This is a genomic window from Leucobacter sp. cx-328 (genome assembly GCF_014530035.1).
Classification (GTDB): domain Bacteria; phylum Actinomycetota; class Actinomycetes; order Actinomycetales; family Microbacteriaceae; genus Leucobacter.
Genome location: NZ_JACVMX010000002.1, coordinates 44,189 through 57,128 on the forward strand (window position 1 = coordinate 44,189; position 12,940 = coordinate 57,128).

A 12,940-nucleotide genomic window follows, 5' to 3' on the forward strand; every position below is an offset into this window, starting at 1 on the left:
TGGCGCCGGGCGCTCAATACAAAAGAACCCCACCTCAATGAGGTGGGGTTCAGTGGTGGATCCTGCGAGAATCGAACTCGCGACCTCCTGCTTGCAAAGCAGGCGCTCTACCAATTGAGCTAAGGACCCGTTGTTTACCCGGATATTCTCCGTGCGAACTCATTAACTATATCCCAGAATTTCAGGGAGTAAAAATCGGGCGGTCACGAATGGGCGTTTCGCGGGCCTCGTGTCAGTGCGACACCGCCAGGCTCCCACCAACAAAACACAACGAAAGAACCCCACCTCAATGAGGTGGGGTTCAGTGGTGGATCCTGCGAGAATCGAACTCGCGACCTCCTGCTTGCAAAGCAGGCGCTCTACCAATTGAGCTAAGGACCCGTTATCTGACCGGGAAGAACCCGTTCCGACTCAAGAAACTATAGCGCTTCCCCAGCCCTCAGTGCAAAATCGCGACACGCCGACGTGCCAGCGCAAGGCGCCAGCGCCGTACGTCGCGGCACACGGGCGTCCCGATCCGCGCACGGTTTGGGCAGCAGTTTCCCGCTGCCCAAACCGCAAGACGCATCGACACAGGCGTGCACAAGCGCGTGCACGAGCCGGGTTATTCGTCGGCGATAGTAGCAATAACGTCTTCGAGCTTGAGCGTGACTGGTAGTTCGGGCGACTCTGGGTCAAGCTTGATGAATTCGCTCCCCTGGGTCTGCTCGTAGACTCCGGCGTACACCCCGGTGACTACATACTTACCCGTTGCCACCCCAGGTTCGTACTCATACTCGGTGAGGAAGAGGAGATCTGTAGTGCCGGGCTTCAGCGCTCCCACGGCTTTCGGGGTGCCCACACTTACGACCGTGACTTGCTCGGTTGCTGATCCTTTCAGCACGTCGCTCGGGTGCACGACGCGGTCAGTGAATGGCAGCCCGTCCATCTCAGTCTCAGTGAATTCCTCGCTGATACTGGCGACAACGACCAGGTCGCTTCCTGCCGTGAGATCTGCGATGGTGCCATAACTCATCACCCTGCTCACTTCGTAGCTTTCCACCGTCGGTTCTGGGGACACTGCCACTGTGCTCTCACTCGAAGCCGCCGATGAACATCCAGCGAGGCCAGTAAGGAGAAGTGCTGCAGCACCCATCGCTGCGAACCTGCTTGCAAACATGTACCGCTCCCCTAGTAGATCTTGTTGACGCCGGCGATGTCATCCGCCCGCGGGGTCGAAATCTTGCACTGCGCATAACGTACCTGGCTCGAGCGGTGCATCACCGCGAGCTTCGAGCAGGCACCCGTGTCCTGATGGGCAAGCCCGAGCGCATGACCGATCTCATGCGTAAACACGGATTTCTTCGCTGCGGCTGCGTAGCTGTTTGTGTATTTCGTGTTGAGCCATGCGAAGGCGGTGGAGGTCCAGGCGCCATTTTTGCAACCTGGTGCCTTGAGAGTGGTGCCGGATTTCATAATTCCGTCGAACCCTGTCGTCCCAAAGTTTCCGTTGGCGACGGTGAGCTGAGCGCCAGAGCTGACTTTCTTGAAAGTGACTTTCGTGCTGGAGTTCCAGGAACTGATCGCGCTTGTGGCTGCCGATCTGTAGGCCGCGTCTGTTGTCGCGTCCTTCCACAGAATTGTCCGTGTCTTTATTTTGCACCCTACGAAGTTTGCGGCTTCGGCTGCATCCCCGCTAAAGACCGGGAATGAGACCGCGAGTAAAACCGCAAGAGTGCCAATCAGAATTTTCTTCACGCTTCCCCCTTTCGGTACGAACACCTCATCGTGTTCTTGGGATTTAGTTTGGTGAAGCTATGAGATTCACACAAGCGCTTTTTTGTACAAGGCGTTGTTTCACTACTCGTACATTTGGCGGCGCGCACATTCCTGCGGTGGGATGCGGATCGCAAAGCGTCATCCTCAGACGCACGAGAGTCTCACAAGCGCGTCAATTTGGTCAGTCTGCGGGTGCTGCTCTGTGCACACACGCAAACCCTTGAGAGAGGCGTTTACGGCGATCTATTTTGTCGTCACTATGACGAATTGTGTCGGATCGCTGTCAGAAGGCGGACTTGGCAAAGACGTACGTGCCTTGAGCGCCGCGAGCTTGGCGCTGGTGCTTGTTCGCTCGTTCGCTTGTTCGCTCGTTCGTTCGCTCGTTCGTTCGCTCGTGGAGACGATACGAGTGAGAGACTCAGCACCTATCCACTGCGCTCAGCCGCAAACGAGAAGTGCGCGCAGAAATGACGAAAGGCAGTTGATTTCTCAACTGCCTTTCGGTTTTGGTGGGGCTACCAGGACTTGAACCTGGGACCTCTTCATTATCAGTGAAGCGCTCTAACCACCTGAGCTATAGCCCCGCAACCAAGAGTTAACTTTATACGGTCAATCCTTGGCCGGCAAAATCGACGCCGCCTGTTCGGCGTGTCTTAGTTGCTGGTGAAACCAAGCTGGAAGCCGCCAACAACCCGCACAATGAGGTTGTAGAGCAGCGCAGCGATTGCACCGAGTACGGTTCCGACGACGACGTTCAGTACGCCGACGATAACCGAGAAGCCGAAGACCTGGGCAAAGCCGAGGATATTCAGCAAGCTGTACTCGCCACCGGTGATGTCCATGAAGAGCTGGTTGATCTGATCGAGCACGCCAGTCTGCACAAGCACGAAGTACACGAGGATCGTTGCGACGATGCTCACTACCGCGAGGCACACCGAAACGAGGAACGAGAACTTCACGGCCGACCAGAAATCGACGTAAACGAGCTTCAGGCGGACCTGCTTGGTCGGCGCCTTCTTACGGCTCTTGTTCGCGAGCTTGTCTGCGACTGTATTACTCATTCACGTTTTCCTTGTTCTCTGGGGTCTCAGATTCAGAATCTTCAGAGGTGCCCTCGTCGAGACCGCGCTCCGAATTCCGCGCGATCCCAATAATACGATCCTGTTCTGGGAACCGTGCAAACACGACGCCCATGGTGTTACGGCCCTTGGCAGGAACTTCGTTCACGTTTGAACGAACAACCTTGCCACTTGCGAGGACGACAAGAACTTCGTCGTCCTCCCCCACGATGAAGCCGCCGACAAGATCGCCGCGTTCCTCATCGAGCTTTGCAACCTTGATGCCGTAACCGCCGCGCTGCTGGACTCGGTACTCGTCTGCAGCGGTTCGCTTTGCGTAGCCACCTTCGGTGACAACAAAGACAAATCCCTGATCATCGGTCAAACGCGAGGCCGCAAGCAGTGAATCTCCCTCACGGAAGTTCATACCGCGAACACCGCTGGTCGAGCGACCCATCGGACGGAGCGCATCATCGCTCGCCGTGAAGCGGATCGACATTCCGTGCTTCGAGATCATCAGAATGTCATCATCAGCCTCTGCGACCAACGCAGAAATGAGCTCGTCACCCTCGCGGAGCTTGATCGCGATAATGCCGCCGGTACGGTTCGTGTCGTACTCAGCAAGAGCTGTCTTCTTTACCAGACCGTTACGGGTAGCGAGCAACAGGTAGCCGGCGTCCGAGTAGTCACGGAGATCGAGAATCTGCGTGACCGTCTCGTCTGGCGCGAGCGCAAGCAGGTTTGCAAGGTGCTGGCCCTTTGCGTCACGACCGCCCTCAGCAAGCTCATACGCCTTTGCACGGTACACACGGCCGGTGTTCGTGAAGAACAACAGCCAGTGATGCGTAGTGGTCACGAAGAAGTGCTCAACGATGTCATCAGCACGCAGCTGCGCACCCTTGACACCCTTGCCGCCACGGTGCTGCGAACGGTAGTTGTCGATGCGCGTGCGCTTTACGTAGCCACCGCGGGTAACGGTGACGACCATTTCCTCTTCAGGAATGAGGTCTTCCATCGACATGTCGCCGTCGTAGCCGTGAAGAATCGTGGTGCGGCGATCGTCGCCGAACTTCTGCACGACCTCGTCAAGCTCCTCAGCGATGATCGAGCGCTGCTCTTCAGGCGAAGCGAGGATGCCCTCGTAGTCCTTAATGAGTGCCTCGAGCTTTGCTGCGAGATCAAGGATCTTCTGGCGCTCCAGCGCTGCAAGACGACGCAGCTGGAGGGCAAGAATTGCGTCGGCCTGAATCTGATCGACGTCGAGGAGCGTCATGAGGCCCTCACGAGCCTCATCGACCGTTGGCGATCGGCGGATCAGTGCGATGACCTCGTCAAGCGCATCGAGTGCCTTGAGGTAGCCACGCTGAATGTGTGCCTCAGCCTCAGCCTTCCTCAAGCGGTACTCGGTACGGCGGACGATGACCTCGACCTGGTGGCGTACCCAGTAGGTAATGAAGCCGTCGAGCGGCAGCGTGCGGGGCACACCGTCGACGATGGCAAGCATGTTCGCGCCGAAGTTCTCCTGCAGCTGCGTGTGCTTGTACAGGTTGTTCAGTACAACCTTTGCGATCGCATCGCGCTTCAGCACGATGACTAGGCGCTGACCGGTACGACCACTGGTCTCATCGCGAATATCCGCGATGCCCTGGATCTTGCCTTCCTTCACGAGGTCGGCAATCTTAATCGCGAGATTATCCGGGTTCACCTGGTACGGGAGCTCGGTCACCACGAGGCAGGTACGACCGTGGATCTCTTCGATCTCCACGACAGCACGCATGGTGATCGATCCGCGTCCCGTCGTGTAAGCATCGCGGATACCGCGGGTACCGAGGATGCGCGCACCCGTTGGGAAATCAGGACCCGATACGCGCTCCATGAGGGCTTCGAGAAGCTCTTCCTTGGAGGCGTCGGGGTTCTCGAGGTGCCATTTCGCAGCGCTTGCAACCTCACGGAGGTTGTGCGGCGGAATGTTCGTCGCCATGCCGACCGCGATACCCACTGAGCCGTTGACCAGCAGGTTCGGGAATCGCGCCGTCAGGACCGTGGGCTCCTGGGTACGACCATCGTAGTTGTCCTGGAAATCGACGGTGTCTTCATCGATATCGCGCACCATTTCCATGGCGAGCTGGGACATCTTGGTCTCGGTATAACGGTGTGCAGCCGCGCCGTCGTTACCCGGCGAGCCGAAGTTGCCCTGACCAAGCGCAAGTGGATACCGCATTGCCCATGGCTGCACGAGGCGAACGAGGGAGTCGTACACCGCCGAGTCACCGTGCGGGTGGAACTGACCCATGACGTCACCGATAACACGGGTGCACTTCGAGAATGCCTTGTCTGGGCGGTAGCCACCGTCGTACATCGTGTAGATCACACGACGGTGAACGGGCTTCAAACCGTCACGAACGTCAGGAAGCGCACGACCAACGATCACGCTCATTGCGTAATCGAGGTACGAGCGCTGCATCTCGGTCTTCAGCTCGATCTGCTCGATGCGTCCCCTGGATGCATCGGTGCCGGTATTCTCAGTGCTCACGCTCTCGACCTCCGGGGTCTCATTGTTAGATGTCAAGGAAACGCACATCCTTCGCGTTCTGCTGGATGAAGCCACGACGTGCTTCCACGTCCTCGCCCATCAGCGTTGCAAATACCTCGTCAGCAACTGCGGCATCTTCCATAGTGACCTGGAGGAGCGTACGCGTCTCAGGGTTCATCGTGGTTTCCCAGAGCTCTTCGTAGTTCATCTCACCAAGACCCTTGTAGCGCTGCACACCGCTCTCCTTCTGGAGGCGCTTGCCTGAAGCCGCACCGGCCGCGAGGGCCGCGTCGCGCGCTTCATCGCTGAAGACATATTCGTGATCTGCGTTGGTCCACTTGATGCGGTACAGCGGCGGCTGAGCGAGGTACACGTAGCCCATATCAATCAACGGACGCATGTAGCGGAAGAGCAGCGTCAGCAGCAGCGTGGTGATGTGCTGGCCATCGACATCAGCATCGGCCATGAGGACGATCTTGTGGTAACGCGCCTTCTCTGCGTCGAAGTCTTCACCAATGCCCGCGCCGAACGCGGTGATCATTGCCTGAACCTCTGCGTTGTTGAGTGCGCGATCAAGGCGTGCCTTCTCAACGTTCAGGATCTTGCCGCGAAGGGGCAGAATTGCCTGGGTCTCGGGGTTACGTCCGGTCTTTGCCGAGCCACCTGCCGAGTCGCCCTCCACGATGAAGATTTCGGAAACTACGGGATCCTTGCTCGTGCAGTCCGAGAGCTTGCCGGGCATGCCGCCCGACTCGAGCAGGCCCTTGCGGCGAGCAGTCTCGCGCGCCTTACGCGCAGCGAGACGAGCAGTCGCAGCCTGAATTGCCTTACGAATAATGTCCTTCGCGGGGCCGGGGTTGCGCTCGAGCCAGTCTCCCAGCTCGGTCGAGACGACCTTCTGGACGTACGCTTTTGCTTCGGTGTTACCGAGCTTGGTCTTTGTCTGGCCTTCGAACTGGGGCTCCCCCAGCTTGACCGAGATAACCGCAGTCAAACCCTCACGAACGTCATCGCCAGAAAGGTTGTCGTCCTTCTCGCGGAGGATGTTCTTTTCACGCGCGTACTTGTTCACCAACGTGGTGAGCGCCGCACGGAAGCCTTCCTCGTGCGTACCACCCTCATGCGTATTGATGGTGTTTGCGTAGGTGTACACGCTCTCTGAGTACGACGTCGTCCACTGCATCGAAATCTCAGCTGAGATCTTTCGTTCAGCATCTTCGGATTCGAACGAAATGATGTCGTCGTGAACGACCTCTGCACGCTTCGAAGCGTTGAGGTGTTGGACGTAGTCCTCAATGCCACGCTCGTACATGAAGCTGTCGTGCTTCGGCGCGGGAGCTACGAGCTCACCGTCCGTGTTCTCCACCGGCTCCTGCGGACGAAGGTCCGTGAGCTCAATACGCAAGCCCTTATTCAGGAACGCCATCTGCTGGAATCGAGTGCGAAGAGTGTCGTAGTCGAACTCGATCGTCTCGAAGATCTCTGCGCTCGGCCAGAAAGTAATAGTTGTTCCGGTTGCATCGGTGGCTTCGCCCTGCGCGAGCGGAGCGTCGGGAACACTGTCCGTGAACGACATGTTCCACGTGAAACCTTGACGCTTTACGGCGACATCGAAACGAGTCGAGAGCGCATTCACAACCGAAGAGCCAACGCCATGGAGGCCACCCGACACTGCGTAACCGCCACCGCCGAACTTGCCACCCGCGTGGAGAACTGTGAGGACGACCTCCACGGTCGACCGACCTTCGGTGGGGTGCTCGTCGACTGGGATACCGCGACCGTTATCGATAACGCGTACCGCTCCGTCTTCCAAGATGGTGATTGAGATAGTGTCGCAGTAACCTGCGAGCGCCTCATCGACAGAGTTATCTACGATCTCATACACCAGGTGGTGCAGGCCACGAGGACCGGTCGAGCCGATGTACATACCGGGACGCTTGCGAACTGCTTCGAGACCCTCGAGTACTTGGATATTATCCGCACCGTACTCTTGGGTTTGCTGCTCTGAATTCATGTTGCGTTACACACTCTCTGTGGATCGCCAGGCGACAGAATTGTCGCGGCACACTTCAGTACCCAAGTCTACCCTTTTTGGGTCGAAATACGGCCATTTGCGTGCGTTCTGAGACATGTTTTGCAGCGTGGCTCCGTCATAATTTCAGCTTCCGAAGAGGCCTGTCCACCAGAACGGCCTTAGCTGCCCATCTAAGAAAACACGGATTCCGGATTTCTTGCACTAGATAGGGTAAACGTCTGATGAGTGAACCTCCCCTGTTTCACGTGAAACGAGTTACTCCAGATTCGCTCCACGGTAAAATGAGCCAAGATGGACACCAGTTCCAGTCGAGACCGCAGAATCGATCTGGGAAAACTATCCGTAGGTGTCTCTGGGGCCTCGACCAGGCACAACTCGTCGACCGTGCCGCCAGGTTGGAGCCCCCGGAGCCATGAACTTGATATCGCGAATATCGGAATCTGGGTAGTCAACAAGAATTCGGGTAATGAGTTCAGCACGCAATCGTCGGAGCTCAGTCGCCCAAGTCGTCGAATCGCACTGCACCTGGAGGATGCCATTCTCAATGCCGACCACGGTCGTGTGTGCAGCGGTGGACTCCCCCGCGAACGCAGACCACTCGGAAACCAGGCGCGCCTGATCAAGTTCTCCGCGCCACCCCATGTCTTGGGCAACGACATCGAGAAGGTCGCCGAGCGCGCGCGGGTCCCGTCCTTTGGCAAAGGGTCGAGTGATGCCTTCACCGTCTTGGGCGGCGAGACGGCGGCGTCGCATAGGACGCCCTTTCCATACCGACTTCGCACGCAGGTATGCGTCGGCAGAAAAGCCTGGACTACCTGGCGCCACCATTACTAAGTGCCCTCTACGAGCTCGCCGGCGATGACCTGAACTTCGTGCCAGTCCAGCCCTGCCGGGATATCTTCGCGGACAGCAGAGGTGACAATAACCTGCTCAAAATCACTCACCGCTTGCATCAATCGCTCACGACGCCCAGTATCCAACTCAGCGAAGACATCATCGAGAAGAATCACGGGATCACCGGCAGAAGACTCAGCGCGAAGGACATTAGCGAGTCCGACTTTAAGGGCGAGCGCGAATGACCACGACTCACCATGGCTCGCGTATCCCTTTACTGGCAACGAATTGAGCGAAAGTAGGATGTCATCCCGATGGGGTCCAACCAGTGTCACTCCCCGATCAAACTCGCGCTGCCGAACCAGCTGAATTGCCTCGTGGAACTGTTCAGTGAGCGTTTCACGTGAAACCGATGGGCCCTCCATTGACTGTGAAGCGCGCGAGGCGCCGAGCCCTGTTTCACGTGAAACACGATGCGAATTTACTCCCTCGAGTACGTCAGCAACTGATTCGAAGACACGCATCGTGGGTGAATGGTCCGCCCCGACAAGTGAAGTGTAGGCGTCGCGCATGGGTGTTTCGAGGTCGGTGATTAAATCACGCCGTGCCAACATGATTCGCACACCGTGCTCAACGAGCTGCTCATCCCAAACGGAGAGAGTCGACTCAATAGCCGAACGTGGCTGCGTTCGTGCTGACTTCAGCAGCGCAGTGCGCTGCTTGACGATCTTCTCGTAGTCGTTCAGGGCTCCGCCGGCAATCGGAAGGCGTGCCGCTAGTGCATCGTCCATGAAGCGACGGCGAACGGATGGTTCACCACGAACGATCGTAAGATCCTCCGGGGCGAACAGAACTGAGGAAAACCAGCGAGTGAGCTCGCGTGCGCGAACAGGATTTCCGTTCAGCTGTGCACGATTAGCGCCGACGCGGTTGATCTGTGCCTCGAGAATGACGTCGCGCTCCCCCGCTGCGACTTTCATGCGTGCGATTGCTGCCGGTGCGTCTCCGCGTACCATCGCAGCATCCGAGCTCACGCGGTGTGAACGAAGCGTCGAGAAGAAACCAACTGCCTCAACAAGGTTGGTCTTGCCCTGTCCGTTTTTGCCGAAGAGCAGGTTCGGTCCTGGTTTGAGCGGGAGTTCCGCAGAAACGTAGTTCCGAAAATCCTTTAGAGAAAGGTGCGCGACGCGCAACGCTGCCTCTTATCGAAGCAGCAGGTTAGGCTGCAACAGGTAGCGGAAGCTCTCGTCATCAGCCTCGTCTTTGCTGCGCTGGCTCGTGATGAGAACGGGGCCCGGCTTACCCGGATTGTCGGTACGGGTGAAGCCAATGCGAGCAAACTCTGCATGAGTCGAACGCAGGCCATCGAGCAAGAACTGCGGCTTGAGTGACACGATCATGTCGTCACCAACGAGATGTGCATCAACGGTTTCCTGAGCCTGAGCCGACTCTGTACCCGCAGCCTCGAGCACCACGGTGCCCTCACTGAAGGAAAAACGGAGTGCTGCCTCGCGCTCGAGAACAAGCCCGACTCGGCCAACAGCCTCGATCAGTTCACTTGTGCTCATCACCGCGTAATTCGTCACCTGATCAGGGAAAAGGCGGCCAACGGGTGGGTAGTTGCCCTTGATGAGAAGCGACGTTACGGTCTTGTTGCCACCGCTGAAGGCGATGAGCTCACGCTCACCATCTTTGATGATGGAAAGTCGAACCTGACCCTCATTCGAGAAGGTCTTTCCGACCTCTGTGACGATCTTCGCCGGCACGAGTGCCTGAGAAGGGACGTTCTCCGACTGCTGCTCCCAATCGATGCCGCGGGTAGCCACGCGGTAACGGTCGGTAGCAGTCAGGGTCAGTACGTTTTCTGCGATATCGAAGAGCACACCGGTGATTACCGGAGTGACATCGTCCTTCGAAGCAGCAAGTGCGACTTGAGAAATCGCCTTTGCAAATTCATCTGCGGGAACAACACCTGAAACAGTGTCCACAACAGGAACCTGCGGGTACTCCTCAACCGGCATTGCGGGCAGGCTGAACGATGAAGATCCGCATCGAACCTCTACGCGGCTTTCCACGAGAGAAATTTCAACATCAGAGTGGGGCAAACGGTTCGCAATTTCGCCAAGAAGGCGTCCTGAAACCAACGCACGTCCAGCAGTGCTTACTTCAGCAGCGATTTCCGTGCGTGAGGAAACCTGATAGTCAAAAGACGAAATCGTCAGTGACTGGTTCTCAGCCTCTAGAAGCACACCGCTCAACAAAGGTTGAGTTGGTCGCTGAGGCAAAAGCTTCGCTGCAAACGAAACGGCATCGCTGAATAAATCCCGATGGACCGTAAAACGCATATTGCATCCCTTTCGAAGCTGAGAGTGAGGGCTCGTGCCCAGACTCACATATCTTTGCACATTCCAAGATTCTTGGCATTCGTGTCGAGCACTTCGGCTTCGGTAAAGAGTGATGGAGTGCCCATGAAAGTTAACAAGAATCTGTAATCGTAATAGGCCCTGTGGAAACTGTGGATAACTTCGTCGGAGCTAATAACCACAAGGGAACTACACGAATGTCACCTGTTGAAGGATCTTGAATAGCTCCACATCCTTGTGATTCCGCGAAACTTACAAAAACCGCGCAATTCACAAGTAACTTGCCTGAGTGCACAATTTTTGTGAACTTGTCCACAGTTATCCACAGGCACCATGTTGAGAATTACAAAATTCTTGTAAAAACCCCGGGTGAACGCGGTGTTACGAAGCGTTTTGCTTGATGCGTGTGGTGAGTTCTGTGACCTGGTTGTACACGGAGCGGCGTTCAGCGATGAGCTGCGTAATCTTCTTGTGGGCGTACATCACGGTTGTGTGATCACGCCCGCCAAAAAGCTGACCGATCTTCGGAAGCGAAAGAGGAGTCAGTTCACGGCAGAGGTACATTGCAATCTGTCGTGCGAGCGCAATTTGTTGTGCGCGCGATGGGCCGTAGAGATCATCAACCGCGAGGTCGAAGTAGTCAGCAGTTTGACTAATGATCGATGACGGCTGAACTTCGTTGTCGGCATCTAGGGTGATGAGATCCTTGAGCACCGTGTGCACAAGCGCCATGTCAATCCGCTGCTGATTCAGGCTCGCGTAAGCCGTGACGCGGATCAGGGTACCTTCGAGCTCGCGAATGTTTGATGAAAACTTGCTCGCGATGAATTCCAGGATGTTGTCGTCTACCTCGAGGCGCTCGCGTTGTGCCTTCTTGCGAAGGATCGCGATTCGAGTTTCGAGGTCGGGAACCTGAATATCGGTGAGAAGACCCCACTCAAAACGCGAAAGCATGCGCTCTTCAAAACCGCGAAGCTGCTTCGGCTGCACATCGCTCGTGATGACCACCTGTTTGTTGTGATCATGCAAGGTGTTAAACGTGTGGAAGAACGCTTCCTGAGTTTCAACCTTGTCGGCCAAGAACTGGATGTCGTCAATGAGGAGCACATCGACGCTGCGGTATCGAGCGTGGAACGCCGATCCCTGGTTGTTCGCGATCGAGTTAATGAAGTCATTCGTGAAATCTTCTGAGCTCACGTACTTCACCTGAATGTCGGGGAAGAGCTCGATCGCATAATGACCAATTGCGTGAAGCAGGTGAGTTTTGCCCAAACCTGAGTCACCGTAAATGAACAACGGGTTGTACGCACGGGCCGGTGCTTCGGCGACAGCAACCGCCGCAGCGTGAGCGAACCGGTTCGACTGGCCAATAACGAAACTGTCGAAGCGATACTTCTCGTTCAGACGTGGCGGTTCCGCCTGTGAACGTGATTGTGCGCGAACGGAACGCGTTTCAACGGGACGATTCGGTTCGACGGGGCGCGCAGAATCGTTTCTGGAGGACGAAAACTCGGAAATCTCGTTTCCCGAGCCCGCTGCAGGCCGTGAAACGTCAAAAGTCTTCTCCTCAAACGATTCTGGCTCGAGTACAGGCTGAGCATCTGCGTCAACGATGACGATGAAGCTCTGAATTGGTTCAGCGCCAGGCACTTCAGCGAGCGCCTCCATGATGGCGGGGCGAAGTCGGTTCTCCAGAAGCTTCAGGGTGAACTCAAGCTGAACCGCAAGATACAAGGTGCCGGCTGCCAGGCCGCGGGGGAAAGCGAGAGCGAGCTGAGCGCCAACTGCCGGACCCACGGCGGGGTTCGACATCACAATTCGAGTGACTTCCTCCCAGATTTCGCTGAGTTCCGCGTCGTTCAATACACACCTCTAGAAATCTGTGGACAAAAGTTATACCCAAGCAGTGAGCTATATGTGAATAACTCAAAAAATCGCGCGGATATGCGGCAAAGTGCCGCTTTTTCCACGTTACCCACAGATTTGTCCACAGGCAAGTCCACAAAGGCGGGTTTACCTGAGAGTGTCTCCGAGGCGGCTCACATTGACGCACGTTCAATTCCCGCGTAAACTCAATACCTTGTATGGGCGCCCGCTCGCCTGACGTGCTGCGTAAGCAAACGTCGGAACGAGTGCTGAGTGCCTAGCGTCCGACTTCCTCTTCGCCTGGAGCGCAAGGGGATCTGTTCCAAAAGTCACGGAGTCTGCATTATGACCAAGCGTACGTTCCAGCCCAATAACCGCCGCCGCGCAAAGAACCACGGTTTCCGCGCACGCATGCGCACCCGCGCAGGCCGCGCAATCCTCGCGGCACGCCGCGGCAAGGGCCGCACGAAGCTCAGCGCGTAATTTTCGGAAC

Annotated in this window: 10 protein-coding genes and 3 tRNA genes; 1 reads left to right on the forward strand and 12 read right to left on the reverse strand. The window is 56.7% G+C overall.

The genetic code is table 11. From position 1 onward, the window contains the following. Window positions 1-53: 53 nt before the first annotated feature. From ICL81_RS02845 to dnaA, 12 genes are all read right to left on the reverse strand, one after another. Window positions 54-129: transfer RNA gene (locus ICL81_RS02845), tRNA-Ala, on the reverse strand. 176 nt (window positions 130-305) lie between these two features. Then, window positions 306-381: transfer RNA gene (locus tag ICL81_RS02850), tRNA-Ala, on the reverse strand. A 223-nt stretch (window positions 382-604) separates the two neighbouring features. Beyond that, on the reverse strand, window positions 605-1,159 hold the full coding sequence (locus tag ICL81_RS02855) for a hypothetical protein (RefSeq protein WP_188033478.1): 555 nt from the start codon (window positions 1,157-1,159) through the stop codon (window positions 605-607). An 11-nt stretch (window positions 1,160-1,170) separates the two neighbouring features. Further along, entirely contained in the window at window positions 1,171-1,737 is a 567-nt protein-coding gene (locus ICL81_RS02860) for a M57 family metalloprotease (RefSeq protein WP_188033479.1), read from the reverse strand. A gap of 528 nt (window positions 1,738-2,265) precedes the next feature. Beyond that, a tRNA-Ile gene (locus tag ICL81_RS02865) sits at window positions 2,266-2,342 on the reverse strand. Between the two features lie 69 nt (window positions 2,343-2,411). After that, on the reverse strand, window positions 2,412-2,819 hold the full coding sequence (locus tag ICL81_RS02870; protein ID WP_188024801.1) for a DUF3566 domain-containing protein: 408 nt from the start codon (window positions 2,817-2,819) through the stop codon (window positions 2,412-2,414). Beyond that, entirely contained in the window at window positions 2,812-5,349 is a 2,538-nt protein-coding gene (gyrA, locus tag ICL81_RS02875) for a DNA gyrase subunit A (protein ID WP_370566839.1), read from the reverse strand. Before gyrA ends, ICL81_RS02870 begins: the two co-directional genes overlap by 8 nt. A 25-nt stretch (window positions 5,350-5,374) precedes the next feature. After that, window positions 5,375-7,363 carry a DNA topoisomerase (ATP-hydrolyzing) subunit B gene (gene gyrB, locus ICL81_RS02880; protein WP_188033481.1) on the reverse strand — a complete coding sequence of 663 codons (1,989 nt, stop codon included), beginning with the start codon at window positions 7,361-7,363 and terminating at the stop codon, window positions 5,375-5,377. A gap of 357 nt (window positions 7,364-7,720) precedes the next feature. Then, window positions 7,721-8,137, reverse strand: coding sequence for a DUF721 domain-containing protein (locus tag ICL81_RS02885; protein WP_251381724.1), 417 nt, complete (start codon window positions 8,135-8,137; stop codon window positions 7,721-7,723). A 77-nt stretch (window positions 8,138-8,214) separates the two neighbouring features. Beyond that, window positions 8,215-9,411: a DNA replication/repair protein RecF gene (gene recF, locus ICL81_RS02890; protein WP_188033484.1), complete on the reverse strand. Its 1,197-nt coding sequence runs from the start codon at window positions 9,409-9,411 to the stop codon at window positions 8,215-8,217. Between the two features lie 9 nt (window positions 9,412-9,420). After that, entirely contained in the window at window positions 9,421-10,563 is a 1,143-nt protein-coding gene (gene dnaN, locus ICL81_RS02895) for a DNA polymerase III subunit beta (RefSeq protein WP_188033485.1), read from the reverse strand. Window positions 10,564-10,962: 399 nt separating this feature from the next. Continuing rightward, the gene (gene dnaA / locus ICL81_RS02900) at window positions 10,963-12,393 is read right to left on the reverse strand and encodes a chromosomal replication initiator protein DnaA (RefSeq protein WP_215394746.1); all 1,431 of its coding nucleotides are present in this window, start codon (window positions 12,391-12,393) and stop codon (window positions 10,963-10,965) included. A gap of 399 nt (window positions 12,394-12,792) precedes the next feature. On the opposite strand from dnaA, the gene rpmH reads away from it, so the two are divergent. Further along, a complete protein-coding gene (gene rpmH / locus ICL81_RS02905) occupies window positions 12,793-12,930 on the forward strand; it encodes a 50S ribosomal protein L34 (RefSeq protein WP_188024794.1) in 138 nt (45 codons plus the stop codon). Window positions 12,931-12,940: the final 10 nt, after the last annotated feature.

What these genes read in the sequence shown, in the direction of transcription:
- ICL81_RS02855 (WP_188033478.1), bottom strand. Translation starts at nt 1,159, where the DNA reads ATGTTTGCAAGCAGGTTCGCAGCGATGGGTGCTGCAGCACTTCTCCTT.
- gyrB (WP_188033481.1), bottom strand. Translation starts at nt 7,363, where the DNA reads ATGAATTCAGAGCAGCAAACCCAAGAGTACGGTGCGGATAATATCCAA.
- ICL81_RS02885 (WP_251381724.1), bottom strand. Translation starts at nt 8,137, where the DNA reads ATGCGACGCCGCCGTCTCGCCGCCCAAGACGGTGAAGGCATCACTCGA.
- dnaA (WP_215394746.1), bottom strand. Translation starts at nt 12,393, where the DNA reads ATGTCGAACCCCGCCGTGGGTCCGGCAGTTGGCGCTCAGCTCGCTCTC.
- rpmH (WP_188024794.1), top strand. Translation starts at nt 12,793, where the DNA reads ATGACCAAGCGTACGTTCCAGCCCAATAACCGCCGCCGCGCAAAGAAC.
- dnaN (WP_188033485.1), bottom strand. Translation starts at nt 10,563, where the DNA reads ATGCGTTTTACGGTCCATCGGGATTTATTCAGCGATGCCGTTTCGTTT.
- ICL81_RS02870 (WP_188024801.1), bottom strand. Translation starts at nt 2,819, where the DNA reads ATGAGTAATACAGTCGCAGACAAGCTCGCGAACAAGAGCCGTAAGAAG.